Origin of the sequence: Actinacidiphila oryziradicis (genome assembly GCF_005047355.1) — a bacterium.
GTDB classification, from domain to species: domain Bacteria; phylum Actinomycetota; class Actinomycetes; order Streptomycetales; family Streptomycetaceae; genus Actinacidiphila; species Actinacidiphila oryziradicis.
Genome location: NZ_SUMC01000020.1, coordinates 69,820 through 87,131, shown reverse-complemented (window position 1 = coordinate 87,131; position 17,312 = coordinate 69,820). Strand labels below are relative to the sequence as shown.

18 protein-coding genes and 1 pseudogene are annotated in these 17,312 nt (G+C 70.1%); 10 read left to right on the top strand and 9 right to left on the bottom strand.

All coding sequences use genetic code 11. From position 1 onward, the window contains the following. Positions 1-52: 52 nt before the first annotated feature. The 5 genes from FCI23_RS21330 to mce form a co-directional block, all read right to left on the bottom strand. Positions 53-823, bottom strand: coding sequence for an ABC transporter permease (locus FCI23_RS21330; protein WP_136725534.1), 771 nt, complete (start codon positions 821-823; stop codon positions 53-55). 1 nt (position 824) lies between these two features. After that, a complete protein-coding gene (locus FCI23_RS21325; protein WP_136725533.1) occupies positions 825-1,814 on the bottom strand; it encodes an ABC transporter ATP-binding protein in 990 nt (329 codons plus the stop codon). A 93-nt stretch (positions 1,815-1,907) separates the two neighbouring features. Then, positions 1,908-2,837: a coiled-coil domain-containing protein gene (locus FCI23_RS21320; RefSeq protein ID WP_136725532.1), complete on the bottom strand. Its 930-nt coding sequence runs from the start codon at positions 2,835-2,837 to the stop codon at positions 1,908-1,910. A 105-nt stretch (positions 2,838-2,942) separates the two neighbouring features. After that, positions 2,943-6,812, bottom strand: a complete 3,870-nt coding sequence (gene scy / locus FCI23_RS21315) for a polarized growth protein Scy (protein WP_136725531.1) — start codon at positions 6,810-6,812, stop codon at positions 2,943-2,945. Positions 6,813-6,989: 177 nt separating this feature from the next. Then, complete coding sequence (gene mce, locus FCI23_RS21310) at positions 6,990-7,427, bottom strand: methylmalonyl-CoA epimerase (RefSeq protein WP_136725530.1); 438 nt, start codon at positions 7,425-7,427, stop codon at positions 6,990-6,992. 224 nt (positions 7,428-7,651) lie between these two features. Between mce and FCI23_RS21305 the strand changes: the two genes are divergently transcribed. From FCI23_RS21305 to FCI23_RS21290, 4 genes are read left to right on the top strand one after another with little or no spacing between them, the layout of a single operon-like run. After that, positions 7,652-8,833, top strand: coding sequence for an acetyl-CoA C-acetyltransferase (locus FCI23_RS21305; RefSeq protein WP_136725598.1), 1,182 nt, complete (start codon positions 7,652-7,654; stop codon positions 8,831-8,833). Next, positions 8,834-9,793, top strand: a complete 960-nt coding sequence (meaB, locus tag FCI23_RS21300; RefSeq protein WP_136725529.1) for a methylmalonyl Co-A mutase-associated GTPase MeaB — start codon at positions 8,834-8,836, stop codon at positions 9,791-9,793. A gap of 30 nt (positions 9,794-9,823) precedes the next feature. After that, on the top strand, positions 9,824-10,108 hold the full coding sequence (locus FCI23_RS21295) for a type II toxin-antitoxin system Phd/YefM family antitoxin (RefSeq protein ID WP_136725528.1): 285 nt from the start codon (positions 9,824-9,826) through the stop codon (positions 10,106-10,108). After that, a complete protein-coding gene (locus FCI23_RS21290) occupies positions 10,105-10,542 on the top strand; it encodes a PIN domain-containing protein (protein ID WP_136725527.1) in 438 nt (145 codons plus the stop codon). Before FCI23_RS21295 ends, FCI23_RS21290 begins: the two co-directional genes overlap by 4 nt. A gap of 26 nt (positions 10,543-10,568) precedes the next feature. Here FCI23_RS21290 and FCI23_RS21285 read toward each other — a convergent pair whose 3' ends face one another. Together FCI23_RS21285 and FCI23_RS21280 are read right to left on the bottom strand one after the other, a co-directional pair. Next, positions 10,569-10,877 carry an MTH1187 family thiamine-binding protein gene (locus FCI23_RS21285; protein ID WP_136725526.1) on the bottom strand — a complete coding sequence of 103 codons (309 nt, stop codon included), beginning with the start codon at positions 10,875-10,877 and terminating at the stop codon, positions 10,569-10,571. After that, positions 10,874-11,221: a DUF3817 domain-containing protein gene (locus tag FCI23_RS21280; RefSeq protein ID WP_136725525.1), complete on the bottom strand. Its 348-nt coding sequence runs from the start codon at positions 11,219-11,221 to the stop codon at positions 10,874-10,876. The genes FCI23_RS21285 and FCI23_RS21280 overlap by 4 nt, the downstream gene beginning before the upstream one ends. 205 nt (positions 11,222-11,426) lie before the next feature. Here FCI23_RS21280 and FCI23_RS21275 point away from each other — a divergent pair, with 205 nt between their 5' ends. From FCI23_RS21275 to FCI23_RS21255, 5 genes are all read left to right on the top strand, one after another. Further along, the gene (locus tag FCI23_RS21275; protein ID WP_136725597.1) at positions 11,427-12,233 is read left to right on the top strand and encodes a DUF2127 domain-containing protein; all 807 of its coding nucleotides are present in this window, start codon (positions 11,427-11,429) and stop codon (positions 12,231-12,233) included. Between the two features lie 3 nt (positions 12,234-12,236). After that, positions 12,237-12,875: an AIM24 family protein gene (locus tag FCI23_RS21270; protein ID WP_136725524.1), complete on the top strand. Its 639-nt coding sequence runs from the start codon at positions 12,237-12,239 to the stop codon at positions 12,873-12,875. A gap of 112 nt (positions 12,876-12,987) precedes the next feature. After that, on the top strand, positions 12,988-13,638 hold the full coding sequence (locus FCI23_RS21265) for an AIM24 family protein (protein ID WP_136725523.1): 651 nt from the start codon (positions 12,988-12,990) through the stop codon (positions 13,636-13,638). Continuing rightward, on the top strand, positions 13,635-14,399 hold the full coding sequence (locus FCI23_RS21260) for an AIM24 family protein (protein ID WP_136725522.1): 765 nt from the start codon (positions 13,635-13,637) through the stop codon (positions 14,397-14,399). Before FCI23_RS21265 ends, FCI23_RS21260 begins: the two co-directional genes overlap by 4 nt. A 66-nt stretch (positions 14,400-14,465) precedes the next feature. Next, complete coding sequence (locus FCI23_RS21255) at positions 14,466-14,957, top strand: MarR family winged helix-turn-helix transcriptional regulator (protein WP_136725521.1); 492 nt, start codon at positions 14,466-14,468, stop codon at positions 14,955-14,957. A gap of 38 nt (positions 14,958-14,995) precedes the next feature. Here FCI23_RS21255 and FCI23_RS21250 read toward each other — a convergent pair whose 3' ends face one another. Further along, a complete protein-coding gene (locus FCI23_RS21250; RefSeq protein WP_407646006.1) occupies positions 14,996-15,406 on the bottom strand; it encodes an ArsR/SmtB family transcription factor in 411 nt (136 codons plus the stop codon). A gap of 74 nt (positions 15,407-15,480) precedes the next feature. Between FCI23_RS21250 and FCI23_RS21245 the strand changes: the two are divergent. After that, positions 15,481-15,687: pseudogene (locus FCI23_RS21245) on the top strand (MFS transporter); the annotation flags it as partial. Here the strand turns inward: FCI23_RS21245 and FCI23_RS21240 are convergent. Then, the gene (locus FCI23_RS21240; protein ID WP_136725520.1) at positions 15,680-17,305 is read right to left on the bottom strand and encodes a M4 family metallopeptidase; all 1,626 of its coding nucleotides are present in this window, start codon (positions 17,303-17,305) and stop codon (positions 15,680-15,682) included. The pseudogene FCI23_RS21245 and the gene FCI23_RS21240 sit on opposite strands and share 8 nt — an antisense overlap. Positions 17,306-17,312: the final 7 nt, after the last annotated feature.

Below are 17,312 nucleotides of genomic sequence, written 5' to 3'. Positions count from 1 at the left end.
CCCATCAAACCAGGGAATCGAACAGGCGTCGGTTCCGATCGCCGGACAGCCGCTACGCGTCGCGCTTCTTGACCAGCACGTATCCACCGACAAGCGAGGCGATCACCCACAGCGCCATGATGCCCAGCCCCGTCCAGGGCCCGTACGGGCGGTCGTCGCTGACGGAGAGGACCTGCATGATCTTGGATCCGGCCCGGTCGGGGAAGTACCGTGCGACAACCTTCGCGCCCGGGACGTTCGCCAGGATCGGGGAGATCAGGAAGAAGAGCGGCATGAGGAGGCCGAGCGACAGCATGGGGCTGCGCAGCATTGTGGCGACACCCGCGGAGAAGAGCACCATCAGCGTCATATAGATGCCGCCGCCGACTACCGCCCGCAGAACGCCCGGGTCGCTGATCGAGGTGCTGTGGCTGCCCAGCAGAGCCTGGCCGATGAAGAAGGACAGAAAGCTGGTGGCCATGCCGACGATCAGCGCGAGCGCACCCGTGACCGCGACCTTGGAGGCGTAGAAGGTGCCGCGCTGCGGGACGGCGGCCAGCGAGGTGCGGATCATGCCGGTGCTGTACTCGCTGGAGACGACGAGCACGCCGAAGACTATGAGGGCGAGCTGGCCGAGGAAGATGCCGGAGAAGCTCGATGACGTGGGGTCGAAGGAGACTCGCTGCCTCTGCTCGACGTTGTCCCACTGCAGGTTGGTGACCAGGCAGATCAGGCCGCTGATGACGATGGTGACGGCCAGCGCGGCCACCAGCGTCCATATCGTGGAACGTACCGACTTGACCTTCGTCCACTCCGACTGGAGGACGGCTGTGGGCGCTGCCATCTCAGGCTTCCTTCCCCTGTCGCTTCTCCTGCTGCTTCTGCTGCCACTGCCCGCCCCAGTTGGGCTGCGGGGCCGCCGGCTCTCCATGGACGCCCGCGTGGTACTCCACGGACCCGGCGGTGAGTTGCATGAACGCCTCCTCCAGCGAGGCCCGCTGCGGGCTGAGTTCATGCAGGACGAGCTGGTGCTGGGCGGCGAGTTCACCGACCTTCGCCGGGTCGCCGTCATGGATCTCGAAGGAGCCGTCCCCGGTGAGGACCGGGTTGATGCCCGCCACGGAGAGCACATCCTTCAGCCGCTCGGGCTGCGGGGTCCGCACCCGTATATAGGAGCGGGAATTCTGCTCGATGAAGTCGGCCATGGAGGTGTCGGCGAGCAGCTTGCCACGGCCGATGACAACCAGGTGTTCGGCGGTCAGGGCCATCTCGCTCATCAGGTGGGAGGAGACGAAGACCGTACGGCCCTGGGCCGCGAGCCCCTTCATCAGATTACGGATCCAGTGGATGCCCTCGGGGTCGAGGCCGTTGACCGGTTCGTCGAACATCAGGATCCGGGGGTCGCCCAGCAGCGCGCCGGCTATGCCGAGGCGCTGGCCCATGCCGAGGGAGAAGCCCTTGCTGCGCTGCTTGGCGACCGAGGTGAGGCCGACGGTCTCCAGGACCTCATCCACCCGGGCGCGAGGGATGCGGTTGGCCTGCGCCAGACAGAGGAGGTGGTTGTAGGCGCTGCGACCGCCGTGCATCGCTTTGGCGTCCAGCAGCGCCCCCATATAGGTGAATGGATCGCTCAGCTGCGCATAGTGTTTGCCGTCGATGGTCACATCGCCGGACGTCGGATGGTCCAGGCCGAGGATCATCCGCATCGTTGTCGACTTCCCGGCACCATTCGGTCCGAGGAAGCCGGTCACCACGCCGGGGCGCACGGTGAAGGTGAGATCGTCGACGGCGGTTTTGTCCCCGTACCGCTTGGTCAGCCCCTGAAGCTCGATCATAGAGTCACGGTACGTGGACATGGCCCACGGTGCACAGCAAAAACGGCGGCTCCCCGGCCTGCGAAACGGAAGGGGAACCGCCGTATTGCGGTCTCAGCGCTGGGCCGGGACGCCGCGGGTGGCGGGCTCGTCGTCCGGGATCGTGGCGGCCGCGACCGCGGCACCCGTGAGGGTGGCCAGCATTTCGCGGACGTTGGTGAGCTGGGCGTTGATGCTGTCGCGGCGGTTGGTAAGGGCCGCGAGCTCGCGCTCGGACTCGCTGCGGATCCGGTCGGCCTTGGCATTCGCGTCGGCGACAATGTCCTCTGCCTGGCGCTGAGCGGTCTCGACCGTCTGACGGGCGCGGCGCTCGGCGTCCGTACGGAGCTTCTCGGCCTCCAGGCGGAGCTGCTCCGCGCGGTGCTCGATCTCGGCGAGGCGCTTCTCGGCCTTGGCCTGACGCGACGCCAGGTCGCGCTCGGACTGCTCGCGGCGCTTGGCGAGGTTGGTCTCGAAGTCGGCTGCAGCCTGGGCAGCCTTGGCACGGGTCTCCTCAAAGAGAGCGTCGGCCTCCTCGCGCTTGGTCTGCGCGTCCTTCTGCGCCTCGGCGCGGGCCTGAGCGGCGTCGCCCTTGGCCTTCTCGACGATCCGGGCGCCCTCGTCCTCCGCCTTGGACTTGCGGTCGGAGGCGAAAGCCTCGGCGTCGTTGCGGACCTGGTTGGCGGCGGACTCGGCGAGTTCGCGGTGCTGTTCGGCGGCGCGACGGGCCTCCTCGCGCAGGTCCTTCGCCTCCTCCTCGGCCAGGCGGAGGATCTTCTCTACACGAGCACCGAGGCCCGCGTACGACGGCTCGGCGTCGTTGATCTGCGCCGCGGCGTTCTGGGTCTCGAGGTGGAGTTCCTCGATGCGCTTCTCCAGCGCGTTGATCCGGGCGAGCGCGCTGTCACGGTCGGCGACCAGCTTAGTGATGCGGTCGTCCACCTGGCCGCGGTCATATCCGCGCCGTACGAGCTCGAACCCGAAAGGGGAGGAAGTGTCGCTCATGGGGTTCCTGTCAATTCAGACCGGTGGTGGGGTGGTAGGGGGAATCCTAGGGGGATAAGCGGCGTGTCATCGAGTCAATGTCCATTAGCTGTGCAGAATGTCCGCTCAATCGAGTGGCGCGTCGTCGGAGCTCTTGCCACCGGATCGGGTGGTTCCTGCCGTGGCGCCCGCAATGACCGCATTTTTGCCGCCCGCACCTCCGGTCGGTGCCTGGAATGTTTCCAGTGCCTCCAGGACGTCCTGGACGCGGGAGATTTCGGAATTGATGTCCTGCCGGCGCCGGGTCAGCAAGTCCAGCTCGCGTTTGCCCTCGGTGACGATCCGTTCGGCCTCGGCGCGCGCCTCGGCCTTGACCCGCTCCGCCTCGCGCTCGGTCGCGATCTTCTTCTGCTCGGCTTCCTTGAGCAGTCCTTCGGCCTTCCGGACCGCGGCGATACGGACCTTGCTCGCCTCGGCGCTGGCAGTGGACATGGTCTCCTCGGCCTGCTGCTCCGCCTCGGCGAGCTGCTCGCTCGCGCCGGCGATCAGCTTGTCGACCCGCTCGCCCGCGGACCGCATCGTCTCGGAGGACTCCTTGCGGGCCCGCTCGTGCAGCGCCTCGATCTCGGTCTCGACGCGCTGCCGGTGCTCCTCGGTACGTTCCCGGATGGCGGTGGAGTCGCTGCGGGCCTCGCTGAGCATGGTGTCCGCGTCGGTACGGGCCCGCTCCACCATGCCGTTGCCCTCGGCGTTGGCCTCGTTGATGATGCGGTCGGCCTCCTTGCGGGCCGCGCCGACCATGGTGTCGGCCTGCTCCTCCGCCGACGCTCCGATCCGCCGCGCCTCGGCCTGGGCATGGGAGATCAACTCGTCGGCCTGGGTTGCCGCTTCGGAACGACGCCGGTTGGCGGCCTCGCGCGCCTCGTCACGGATCCGGTCCGCCTCGGTACGGGCGGCCTCGGCGTCGCGCTCGGCGTTCTCCAGGGTGTCCTTGGCGAGGATGCCGAGGCGTTCGGCCTCCTCACGGGCCTTGGACACCAGCTGGTCGGCCTGTGCGGCGGCCGAGATCCGCAGCCGGTTGGACTCCTCGCGGGCCTGCGAACGGGCCTGGTCGGCGTCGCGGTTGGCGCCCTGCAGCGCCTCGCGTCCCTCGTGGGCGAGCCGTTCGGCTTCCTCGCGGGCCTTGCCGATGAGCTGATCGGCCTGGCCGGCCGCGTCGGACCGCAGCCGGTTGGCCTCGGCCCGCGCCTCGTCGCGCGCCTGGTCGGCGTCGCGCTCGGCGCTCTCCAGGTTGTCCTTGGCGATGATGCCCAGCCGCTCGGCCTCGCGCCGGGCCTTGGCGATGAGCTCGTCGGCCTGCTCGGCGGCGTCCATACGGCGCCGGTTGGCCTCCTCGCGGACGTCCGTGCGCAGCCGCTCGGCCTCGTCGATGGCCTCCATGACGGTGCGTTCGGCGAGCGCCTTCGCCGCTTCGGACTCGGCGGCCGCCTCACGGCGGATCCGGGCAGCGTCCTCGGAGGCGCGCTCCCGCTCGGAGTTGGCGTCCGCGTGCAGCCGGTCGGCCTCGGCCTCCGCCTCCACACGCATCCGGTGGGCGGCGTGCTCGGCGGCCGACCGCAGTCCGGTGATCTCCTCCTCGGCCTGGGCATGCAGCCCGGAGACCGCTTCCCGCACCTGCTGCCCGTGCTGTTCGGCCGCACCGACCAGGTCGTTGGCGCGCCGGTCGGCCTCGGCGACCAGCCGCTCGGCCTCGATCTGTGCGTCCTCGACCCGCTTGCGGGCCGAGGCCAGGAGCTCCTCCGCCTCCCGGCGCGCGGTGCTCCGCTCCTGGTCCGCCTCGCCCCGGGCGGACCCGAGGAGTTCCTCGGCCTCGCGACGGCGGCGTACGGCCTCGTCCTGGGCGGCGGCCAGCGCCTCGGCGGCCTCGGCGGCGGTACGCTCCGCCGCGGCGGCGGCCTCGCCGCGCAGCCGCTGGGCGGTCTCCTGGGACTCGGCGCGCAGCTGCTCCGCCTCGGCGGCGGCGTCGCTGCGCAGCCGTACGGCGATCTGCTCGGCCTCGGCACGGGTCTGCGCGGCGTCGGCGGCGGCCTCGTCGCGCAGCCGCAGCGTGGCCTGCTCGGCCTGCTCCTGGAGCGCACGGATCCGCTCGGTGGTCTCGGCGCGCAGCGCGGCGGCCTCCTCGGCGGCCTCGCGGCGCAGCCGGTCGGCCTCGTCCCGCGCCTCGCGCAGTGCCTCCTCGGCGGCGATGATCCGCTGGGCCGCCTCCTCGCGCTGCCGGGTGAGGTCGGCGGCGGCCTCGTCGCGCATCCGCTGGGCGGCCCGGTCGGCCTCGGTGCGCAGCCGTTCGCCCTCGGCCTCGGCGGCCTGCGCGACCTGGACGGCCTGCTGCTCGGCCTCGGTACGCAGTCCCTCGGCCTCGCCACGGGCGCGGTCCAGGAGTTCGTCGGCCTGCCGGCGCAGGGCCGCGGCCCGCTCGATGGCCTCGGTGCGGACCTTCTCGGAGTCCGCGGTGGCGGCCTGCCGCTTGTCGTCGGCATCCTCCTTGGCCCGGTTCAGCAGCTCCTCGGCGGTGCTGGCCGCCTCCTCGATCTGCTGGACGGCCTCACGGCGGGCCTCGCCGCGGATCCGCTCGCCCTCGGCGACCGCCTCGGAGCGCAGCTGCTCGGCCTCGCCGCGCAGCCGCCGGGCCTCCTCCTGGAGCTCTACGGTCTTGGCCCGGTACTCCTTGGTGTCGTCCTGGGCCGCTCCGCGCAGCTGCTCGGCGGACTCCTCGGCCTGGCCGGCCAGCCGTTCGGCCTCGGCCTCGGCCTCGCGGCGGATCCGCTCGGCCTCGTCGCGGGCCGCCCGGGTGGTGGACTGCGCGTCCTCGGTGGCCTTGTTGAGCACTTCCTCGGCGGTGCGGGCGGCCTTGGCGAGCTGGGCGGCGGCGTCCTCGGCGAAGGCCGCCTTGGCCGTCTCCTTGGCCTCGGAGAGCAGCCGCTCGGACTCCGCCTTGGCATCGGCCTTGGCCTGCTCCGCCTCGGCCTTGGCGGTCTCCGCCTCCTTGGTGGCCTCGGTCACCAGCCGGGCGATCTCGGCCCGGGCGGTGCGGGTGCGCTGCTCGTTGTCGGCGTCCACGGTGGCCAGCCGCTTGGCGACGGTGGCCGAGGCCTCCTCGCGAAGCCGTTCCGACTCGGCCCGGGCCTCACGCAGTGCCTCGTCGGCCTCGCGGATCCGCTCCTCGGCGAGCCGGGTCAGCTCGATGGCCTCCTGGCGGGCCGAGTCGGACTCGCTGCGGGTCGAGGTGCGCAGCTGCTCGGCCTGGCTGGTGGCCTCCTGGACCTGGATGCCGGCCGCGTTCAGCAGCCGCTCGGCGTCGGCGCGGGCCCGGCGCAGCAGCTGCTCGGCCTCTGCGCGGGCCTCGGCGAGCTCGGACTCCAGGCGTTCCCTGGCGCCTTCGGCGACCCGCTGCGCCTCGGCGCGGGCGGCGGCCAGCGCGGCCTCGGACTCGGCGCGGGTCTCGTCGACCAGCCGGCGGGCCTGGGCCTCGCTACGGGCCCGCAGCTGCTCGGCCCAGGCGACGTTCTCGTTGACGTGGGTCTCTACGTTGGCGCGGCGGTCGCCCAGCTCCTCGTCGAGCCGCCGGCGGCGGGCCACCGCCTCGGCGTGCCACTCCGCCTCCAGCTGCGAGGTCCGCTCCGCCTGCTCCTGGAGCAGGCGCTGGGTGGCGGCGCGGGCCTCGCGCAGCTGGCGCTCGGCGTCGGCGCGCATCTGGTCGGCCTGGATCTGGGCGTTGCGAAGCATCTGGTCGGCCTGATGGCCGACATTGTCGTAGGCAGGACGGACCGCGAGGTTGCGGCGCGCCTCGTGGAGCTTGGCGCGCAGCACCTCCACCTGATATCCGAGGTCGTCGGCGTGCTGCACGACCTTGTCCCGCTCGGTCCGCAGCCGTTCCATCTCGGCCTCGAACTGCGAGAGGTGGTCGTCCTCAACCTCGTAGCGGTCGTAGCCCCGCACTCCGCGGTCCCATCCGTCCGTCTGCTGGTGTACCCACCCGCCAACCGAGTGAGATTCTCCGGCCCGTTGTTTGAACGGGGCCTTCCGGAGAATGGTGTCAGATCCATGCCGAAGCGCGGGACGGGACTGGCCCGCCCCGGTCGCCGCAGCCACTCTACCGGGGCGGGTTGGGAAAGGTCAGTGCTCTTTGTCCGAGGAGGCAGAGGTGACCAGCTCGGTGAGGACCCCGTGGCAGTCTTTGGGGTGCAGAAACGTGATCCGGGAACCCATCGAGCCCTTGCGAGGTTCCTCGTAGAGGACTCGAACGCCCTTTTCCTTGATCGCGGAGGCGTCCGCATCGACATCGGCGGTGCCGAAAGCGATGTGATGCACCCCCTCACCATTCTTGGCCAGCCATTTGGCGACGGTGGAGTCCTCACGGACGGGTTCGAGGAGCTGGAGATAGGAGGCTCCGCCGTCGGAGGTCTCGTTGATCTTCAGCATGGCCTCCCGGACTCCCTGTTCCTCGTTGACCTCGGTGTGGAACACCTCGAAGCCGTACGTGGCACGGTAGAACTCGACTGTCTTGTCGAGGTCGAAGCACGCGATACCGATGTGGTCGATGCGGGTCAGCATGGAACCAGTGCACCCCCCGCACGCATGGTCACGCAACGTGCGCGCGATCACACGGTCCGCCCGGTGACCGGACGGCTACCGATAAGTACATTGATCGGAAACCCTCAAAATTGCTTTCCCCGAAGTGCCGCCGGGGGCCGGAAAACCGGCCCAGGGCCCGGCGTCAGCGACTGGGAAGGCCGCAGCCGCGAAGGGGCCGCAGCATGAGCCAGCCACCTACCTCAGTGATCGTCGCGGGCGCACGAACCCCCATGGGCCGCCTGCTGGGCAGTCTGCGCAGCTTCTCCGGTGCCGAGCTCGGCGGCGTCGCGATCAAGGCCGCGCTGGACCGGGCCGGTATCGGCGGCGACCAGGTGCAGTACGTGATCATGGGCCAGGTACTCCAGGCGGGTGCCGGCCAGATCCCGGCCCGCCAGGCCGCCGTCAAGGCCGGCATCCCGCTGAATGTCCCGGCGCTGACCATCAACAAGGTCTGCCTCTCCGGGCTCGACGCCATCGCCCTGGCCGACCAGCTGATCCGGGCGGGCGAGTTCGACATCGTCGTCGCCGGTGGCCAGGAGTCGATGACCAATGCCCCGCACCTGCTGCCCAAGTCCCGTGAAGGTTACAAATACGGCGCGATCGAGCTGCTCGACTCAATGGCCCACGACGGCCTCACCGACGCCTACGAGAACATCCCGATGGGCGAGTCGACCGAGAAGCACAACACCCGGCTCGGCATCGGACGCGCCGAGCAGGACGCCATCGGAGCGCTCTCCCACCAGCGGGCCGCCGCCGCCCAGAAGAACGGCCTGTTCGAGGCCGAGATCGCACCGGTCGAGATCCCCCAGCGCAAGGGCGAGCCGGTGGTCTTCAGCCAGGACGAGGGCATCCGGGCCGAGACGACCGCCGAGTCGCTCGGCAAGCTGCGCCCCGCGTTCGCCAAGGACGGCACGATCACCGCCGGCACGTCGTCGCAGATCTCCGACGGAGCGGCGGCGGTGGTGGTGATGAGCCGGGCCAAGGCCGAGGAACTCGGCCTGGAGTGGATCGCCGAGATCGGGGCGCACGGCAATGTGGCGGGCCCGGACAACTCGCTGCAGTCACAGCCGTCCAACGCGATCGCGCAGGCCCTGCGGAAGGACGGTCTGACCGTCGACGACCTCGATCTCATCGAGATCAACGAGGCCTTCGCGGCGGTCACCGTGCAGTCCATGAAAGATCTCGGGGTGACACCCGAAAGGGTGAATGTCAATGGCGGTGCCATCGCCCTCGGTCACCCGATCGGTATGTCCGGCGCCCGCATCGTGCTGCACCTCGCGCTGGAGCTCGGGCGGCGCGGCGGCGGCACGGGCGCCGCGGCGCTGTGCGGTGGCGGCGGCCAGGGCGACGCGCTGATCATCCGGGTGCCGGGCAAGGAGAAGTAAATGCTGGACGTCCCCACACTGGTCGAGCAGGCCCGGCAGGGCCGGCCCCGCGCTGTCGCCCGGCTCATCTCACTGGTCGAGGGGGCGTCCCCGCAACTCCGCGAGGTCATGGCCACGCTCGCGCCGTTCACCGGCGGCGCGTACGTGGTCGGCCTCACGGGTTCCCCCGGCGTCGGCAAGTCCACGTCCACGTCGGCGCTGGTCAGCGCGTACCGCCGGGCCGGCAAGCGGGTCGGCGTGCTCGCCGTCGACCCCTCCTCGCCGTTCTCCGGCGGCGCGCTCCTCGGTGACCGGGTCCGGATGTCCGAGCACGCCGCCGATCCGGGCGTCTACATCCGTTCGATGGCGACGCGGGGGCATCTGGGCGGCCTCGCCTGGGCCGCCCCGCAGGCGATCCGCGTTCTCGATGCCGCCGGCTGCGAGGTGATCCTCGTCGAGACGGTCGGCGTCGGGCAGTCCGAGGTCGAGATCGCCGCTCAGGCTGATACGTCGGTCGTCCTGCTCGCCCCGGGCATGGGTGACGGCATCCAGGCCGCCAAGGCCGGCATCCTGGAGATCGGCGATGTCTACGTCGTCAACAAGGCCGACCGCGACGGGGCCGACGCCACCGCCCGCGAGCTCAACCACATGCTCGGCCTCGGCGAGTCCCGTGCCCCCGGCGACTGGCGGCCCCCGATCGTCAAAACCGTGGCCGCGCGGGGCGAGGGTATCGACGAAGTCCTCGAAGCCCTGGAGAAGCACCACGCCTGGATGGCCGAACACGGTGTCCTGGCAGACCGCAGACGGCGGCGGGCCGCGCAGGAGGTCGAGCACATCGCCGTCACCGCTTTGCGCGAGCGCATCGGCGACCTCCACGGCGACCGCCGCCTCGACGCTCTCGCTGAGAGGATCGTGGGCGGCACGCTGGATCCGTACACGGCGGCTGATGAGCTGGTCGCGGGGTTGACCGACGGACGGTGACTCCTGTTCTGCATGTAGTACGGCCTTGGTATGGGCATCGGAGACAACTCGGAAGTCACCGCCCGCGAACTGAACCAGGCGTCCGGCCGCATCCTGGACCGCGTGGAGGCCGGTGAGGTCATCACCGTGACCAGAGACGGCAGAGCGGTGGCCATACTGCGCCCGTACGGCAATCAGGACCCTGCCGTCTATGCCTTCCGCACCGACCCGATGGGCGCGGATCCGTACTGGCAGGACCCTCCGGCGATCAACATGGGCGCCGACTTCGGCATCGACGAACAGGAAAGTCTGCTGCGGGAAGGTTTCGGGTCGTGACCGACCTGCGCGTCGTCATCGCCGACACCTCAGGCCTGCTGGCGCTCTTCAACCCCGGGGACAGGCATCACGAAGCGGCGTCCTCCTCCGTTCGTGCCATCGGGCATATGGTCGTGCCGCCGTTTGTGCTGGCCGAGCTGGACTGTCTCATCACCGCGAGGGCCGGAGCGGGAGCAGCGGTGCGGGCGCTGGAGTACCTCTCGGCGGGCGTCGTCCGGGGCCGGTTCGAGGTCCCCGAGGTGGGGGCGCACCTCGGGGCCGTTCAGGCGGTCATGAAGACGTACCCGGACATCGGGCTCACTGACGCGATGAATGTCGTCCTCGCGCGCGAGTTCCGCACCGGAGCCGTCCTCACTCTGGATGAACGCCACTTCCGCAAGGTGCGGCCGCTGACCGCGCACGACGCCTTCACGCTGTTGCCGGCCGACCTCTGAGCCGGCGTCCCGGCGAGCCGGGCTGGTCAATCGCCAGACGGCCCTGACGCGAGATGCCGCTCGATCGTGGCCACCTTCGCGGTGAGCCCGTCCGTGACCCCGGGACGGATGTCGGCCTTGAGGACAAGCGAAACCCGCGGGGCCCGCGCCTCGACGGCGGCGACGGCGCGCTTGACGACGTCCATGACCTCGTCCCAGTCGCCCTCGATGGTGGTGAACATCGCGTCGGTACGGTTGGGCAGCCCGGATTCACGGACGACGCGCACCGCGTCGGCGACATATTCGCCGACTTCCTCGCCGACGCCGAGGGGGGAGACGGAGAAGGCGATGATCATGCTTTGGCCGCACCTTCGTTGACGGCGGTGCGGGCGGCGATGACGGCGCCCTCGGTCTCATGGCGCAGCTTGCGCTCCGCGAAGAAGCCCCCGGTGGGCAGCACCGAGAGCACGAAGTAGAGGGCGGCGGTCTTGCGGGGCCACTTGGTGCGGTTCCAGGCGTCGGCCCAGAAGACGACGTACAGGATGAAGAGCACCCCGTGGACGTAGCCCATGACGAGAACAGCGTCGAAGGTGGTGGTGCGCTTGAGCACCGAGCAGATCAGCAGGAGCAGGAAGGACACCGCTTCGGGGGCGGAGACCAGGCGGAGCCGGCGCAGGGCGGTGGCGGTCTTGAGGTCCACGGATCACCTTCGGGGGAGGGGCGGGGGCGGTGCTGGATCGGTCACGGCTTGTGCGTACGTTCACAAGCGCGCACCCCATTATCGCCTCCGGTGCCTCCGGTGCTTTCGCGGGGTCGAAAACGCCGAGAACCGCCAGGCAGGCGGTAGCGTCCCCTTCCACGTAGAGGTACGCAGACGTGACGCTGACGTGGGGACTGACACAGCCATGAAGTTCGACTGGGACCGGCGCCACTGCGCCCGCCGTGGCCACATCACGTACGCCCCGGACGAAACGCAGCTGCGGGAGCGGTTGCGTGCCGACACCGCCGTCGGTGAGGCGTGGCGATGCCTGCGCTGCGGCGACTTCGCGCTGGGCGGCCCGCACGGCTCCGGGCCGGCCGACCGGGCGCCGGAGGTGCCGCGCGGGCGGGCGCTGCGGGATCTGTTCATCCTGCGCTTCCTCGCCCTGGAGCGGGGGGTGCGTGGGGCGTTCATCGTGCTGGTGGCGTGGGCGGTGTGGCGGTTCAGCAACTCGCAGAACGCGGTCCGCAAGCTCTTCGAGGACAACCTCTCGGCCTTCAAGCCGGTGGCCCAGCACTTCCACTATGACCTCGATCACTCACCGGTCGTCGACACCATCCGCAAGACCTTCGACTACAAGCACTCCACGCTGCTGGTCGCGGCCATCGCGCTGCTCGCGTACGCGCTGATCGAGATCGTCGAGGCGTTCGGCCTTTGGCGGGGCAAGCGCTGGGCGGAGTATCTGACCGTGGTGGCGACCGCCGCGTTCCTGCCGCTGGAGATCTACGAGCTGACCGACAAGGTCAGCTGGTTCAAGATCGCCACGCTCGCTCTGAACGTCCTGGCCGTGCTCTACATCCTGCTCGCCAAGCGGCTCTTCGGGCTGCGCGGCGGGGCGGCGGCCTTCGAGGCGGAGCGGCGCAGCGCCTCGCTGCTGGAGGTCGAGGAGGCGGCGGGCGAGAAGCCGGCCCCGGTTACGGCCGGCGCCGCGGCAGATTCGTCTAGGGTCTGACCCGTGGCTCAATTCCGACTTCAGGGCAGCAAAGTGCTCGCCGTGGACATGACCGGCGACGCTGTCAAGGCGAAGAACGGCGCAATGGTCGCGTACGACGGCCAGATGGCGTTCAAGAAGATGTCCGGCGGCGGTGAGGGGCTGCGCGGCATGGTGACCCGGCGGCTCACCGGTGAGTCGATGGAGGTCATGGAGGTGAAGGGGCACGGCACCTGCTATTTCGCCGACCGCGCCAGCGAGATCAACCTGGTCCGGCTCAGCGGCGAGAAGCTGTATGTCGAGGCCAGCAATCTCCTGGCCACCGAGGCGACGCTGCGCACCGGCACCACCTTCACCGGGCTGCGCGGCGCCAGCCAGGGCAACGGGCTGTTCACCACCACGGTCGAGGGCGTCGGCCAGGCGGCCATCACCTCAGACGGCCCGGCGGTCGTGCTGCGGGTGGCGCCGGGCATGCCGCTCCAGGTCGACCCCGGGGCGTATGTCGCGCACACCGGGCATCTGCAGCAGCACTTCCAGACCGGGGTGAGCTGGCGGACCTTCACCGGCGAGGCGTCGGGGGAGTCCTTCCAGATCCGCTTCGAGGGGGACGGGCTGGTCTACGTACAGCCCAGCGAGCGCAATACGATCGGCGGACAGTTGTGAGCGTCGCACACGCGGCCCCCGGGCCGCAGACGATGACGAAAGCCGCACCGCTGCGCCGCGTGGGCGGCCCTGACATCAGCCGCTGCCGCGGCGGGGCGAACGGGGGACACTGATGGCCTTCACCCGGATCAACTCCAAGATGGTCGAGGCGCAGCTGCTGCCCGGCCGGCGGCTCTTCAGTCAGCGTGGTGCGATGCTCGCGTACCGGGGGCAGGTCACCTTCACCCCCAACATCCAGGGCGGCCAGGGCGGCATCGGGTCCATGATCGGGCGGCGGGTCGCGAACGAGGCGACCCCGCTGATGACCGTCGAGGGCCAGGGCTCGGTGATGTTCGGGCACGGCGGCCATCACGTCCACACGATCGACCTCAGCGGCGACACCCTTTATGTCGAGGCGGACCGGCTGCTGGCCTTCGAGGGGTCGCTGCAGCAGGGCACCATGTTCATGGGGTCCCAGGGCGGCGTCATGGGCGTCATCAGGGGCCAGGTGACCGGCCAGGGGCTCTTCACGACCACCCTGAAGGGGCAGGGCGCGGTGGCGGTGATGGCCCACGGCGGGGTGATCGAGCTGCCGATCAGCCCGCAGCGCCCGGTCCATGTGGACCCGCAGGCGTACGTCGCCCACCGGGGCGAGGTCCGCAACAAGCTCTCCACCGCGCTGGGTTGGCGGGACATGGTGGGGCGCGGCTCCGGTGAGGCGTTCCAGCTGGAGCTGTCCGGGCAGGGCACGGTGTACGTACAGGCGTCGGAGGAAAAGCTTTGAACCAGTCCGGAGGGCCCGTCGTCCACGACCCGTACACGCTGCCGGTCGACGACAACGTCAATCCGTACACCTTCTGCGTGGACCTCAAGGGCCAGTGGTTCCTGCAGAAGGGGAAGATGATCGCCTACTACGGGCAGATCTCCTTCAACGGCATCGGCCACGGCGCCCTGGACCGGCTGGTCGCCGCCAACTTCCACTCGCCGCTGCACGCCGCCGACTGGGTCGTCGCCGAGGGCCAGGGCAAGCTGCTGCTCGCGGACCGGGCGTACGACGTGAATTCGTACGACCTGGAGGACGGCAACCTCACCATCCGCTCGGGCAATCTGCTCGCCTTCCAGCCGGGGCTCTCGCTCAAGCAGTCGATCATCCCGGGGTTTCTGACCCTCATCGGCACGGGTAAGTTCGTCGCCGCCTCGAACGGTGCCGTGCACTTCGTCGAACCGCCGATCCGGGTGGACCCGGAGGCGCTGGTGGGGTGGGCGGACTGCCCGTCGCCCTGCCACCACTACGACCACGCGTATATGCGCGGGGTGCTCGGTGGCGTTCGGGCGCTTACCGGGTTCGGCGGCACCTCAGGTGAGGAACACCAGTTCGAATTTGTGGGCGCTGGGCAGGTCCTTCTGCAGTCGACCGAAGTGCTGATGCCCGAGCAGCCGACGGGCGGTGCGCCGTCGCCCGGAGGTCAGCAGGGGATGCCGGGGCAGCAGATGCCGAGGATGCCCGGGCAGCTGGGTGACCTTCAACGCCGCTTCGGATTGTGACCGCGCGACCACGGAACGCCGACCCCGAATAATCCGTGTTTCAACTTTCTTGATATAATTCATCATATGGAGACGGAGAAGGACACCGATTACAACGACAACAGTTGGCTGACGGCCGATGAACAGCGCGTCTGGCGCACCCACCTCGACGTCGGCAAGCTGCTGACGTACCAGCTGGAAGCGGACCTCCAGCATTTCGGGCTGACCCACAACGACTACGAGATCCTCGTCAACCTCTCCGAGTCCGATGAACGCCGGATGCGGATGAGCGATCTGGCCCGTGCCACGCTCCAGTCCAAGAGCCGGCTCTCGCACCAGATCAGCCGCATGGAGAACGCGGGACTCGTACGGCGTGAGAACTGCGAGTCCGACCGGCGCGGGCTCTTCGCCGTCCTGACCGACCTCGGCTGGGAGACCATCCGCAAGGTCGCCCCGCATCATGTCGCCTCCGTGCGCCAGCACTTCATCGGGCTGATGCCTCCCGAGGACCAGGCGGCGCTGCAGAAGGCTCTGGCGCCGGTCGCGGAGCACCTGCGCGCGGTGCGCGGGCAGGGATAGCCGGCCATCAGCGGGCCTCGGCGCCGCCACTGGCACAGTCAGGCGCCGGTGAGCGCGGTGCCGAGAGGTGTGCGCTCGTAGAGCACCTGGTGGCCGTACCGCCGCGACACCAGCAGCCCGGCGTCGCGCAGCACCGACAGATGCGCGGAGACCGACGACAGGGCCAGCCCGTGCCGGTGGGCGAGCGCAGTGGTGGTTGCCGGGGCGTCGAGCCCGGCCAGGACGGCCGCGCGATTGGCGCCGAGCAGGCGCAGGAGGGCGTCGGAGGTGCCGGCGTGCGGGCCGGCCCAGAGGCCGCCGATGCCCCGGGCCGGGTAGACGAGGGTCGCCTGCCAGGGCGGGTCGAAACCGCTCACCACCTCCGGCCAGACGAAGACCCCGGGCATCAGCACCAGCCCGTCGCCGTCGAGCACCCGCACATGGGTGAACGATGAGTCGCGGCTGGCCACGGTGAGGATGCCGTCCGCCCAGCCGACCCTGGGGGTGCAGGTCGGTGAAGAGCCCCTCCAGGCCGTCGTCCGCCATCGCGGCCGTGCCCGAGGACCTGCGCGGCCGGGCGATGACGCTGCTGTCGGCCGGGCTTATGACGATTCAGGGCCTGGGGATGGCGGCGGCCGGGGCCGCCGCCGAGTTCGCCCCGCCGCACGCGGTGACCGCGTGGGCGGGGCTGCTCGGGACCGTATGCGTGGTGGCGGTGCTACGGCCCGTCATGCGGTACCGGGTCAGCTGACGTTGACGCCGGTCCAGGCGGCGGCGACGGCCGCGTACTGGGTGCTGGAGCTGCCGTAGAGGTCCGCGGCGGCCTTGAGAGTGGCGACGCGGGCGGCCTTGTAGTTCGTCGAGGACGTGAAGTACACGGTCAGCGCGCGGTACCAGATGGCGGCGGCCTTGTCGCGGCCGATGCCGGTGACGGTGGTGCCGCTGTAGGTGGGGCTGTTGTAGGAGACGCCGTTGATGGTCTTGGCGCCGCTGCCCTCGGAGAGCAGGTAGAAGAAGTGGTTGCCGACGCCCGACGAGTAGTGCACGTCGAGGTTCTTCACCGAGGACGACCAGTAGTCGGCCGAGCCGCCGTCCTTGGAGGGCTTGTCCATGTAGCGCAGCGGGCTGCCGTCGCCGTTGATGTTGATTTTCTCGCCGATGAGGTAGTCGGGGGTGTCGGCGGCGAGGTTCTCGTAGAACTCGACCATCGTGCCGAAGATGTCGGAGTTGGCCTCGTTGAGGCCGCCGGACTCACCGGAGTAGGTCAGGCCCGCGGTGGCGCTGGTGAGGCCGTGGGATATCTCGTGGCCCGAGACGTCCAGCGAGGTGAGCGGGGAGGCGTTGCCGCTGCCGTCGCCGTATGTCATGCAGAAGCAGGAGTCGTCCCAGAAGGCGTTCACGTAGCCGCTGCCGTAGTGGGTGCGCGAGAGCGAGCCGACACCGTTGCCCTTGATGCCGGAGCGGCCGAAGGTGTTCTTGTAGTAGTCCCAGGTGGCGGCGGCGCCGAACTGGGCGTCCACACCGGCCGACTGGCGGCTGCTGGTGGAGCCGTTGCCCCAGGCGTCGTCGGCGTCGGTGAAGGTGGTGCCACTTGACGAGGTGGACGAGTTGTTGAGGTCCGTGGTGTAGATCCCGCCGCGGCCGGCGTCCTTCAGCGAGTACGTGCTGGTGCCCTTGGTGGTGGTCAGGGCGACATTGCCGACCCGGACGCCGTTGCCGCTGCCGGTCTCGATGCCCTCGTACCGCTGGATGACCTTGCCGCTCCTGGCGTCGGTGACGACATTGAGCTTGCTCGGGGTGCCGTCGGCCTGGACCCCCTCGACGACGGTCAGGTACGCCAGGCGCGGGGTGCCGGTGGCGGCCCAGACGACCAGCTGCGGCTTGTCGGCCTTACCGACCGCAGCCAGGGCCTCGTCGGTGGCCACGCCCTTCTTCAGCAGCGCCTCGGCGGTGGTGTGGGCCTGCGCCTTGGCATCAGTCGCCGAGACCGCCGGCCGCACCGTCTTCAGGGCCAGCTTCGCGGTGGTGGCGCGGGTGACGGAGCTGGTGGCCCCGGTCTTCGTCTCGTGGACGACGAGGTCGCCGCCGAGCACCGGCAGGCCCGCGTACGTGCGGTCGTAGCGCAGGTGACGGGTGCCGTCCTTGTCGACGACAACGTCCTTGATCTTGAGCTGCTCCTGGGCGCCGAGGCCGAGCGAGCCGGCCAGACCGGCGGCCTGCGCGCGGCCGAAGGAGAGTGCCTGGGCGTGGGAGGACGCGAGGGCCTGCGCGGTGGGGGCGCTCTGGGCGGTCGCCGCGAAGGACTGGAGACCTGTCGCGAGCAGAGCCGTGGTGGCGGCGATCGTGCCGAGGGCGAGCTTCTTCCGCAAAGTGTGC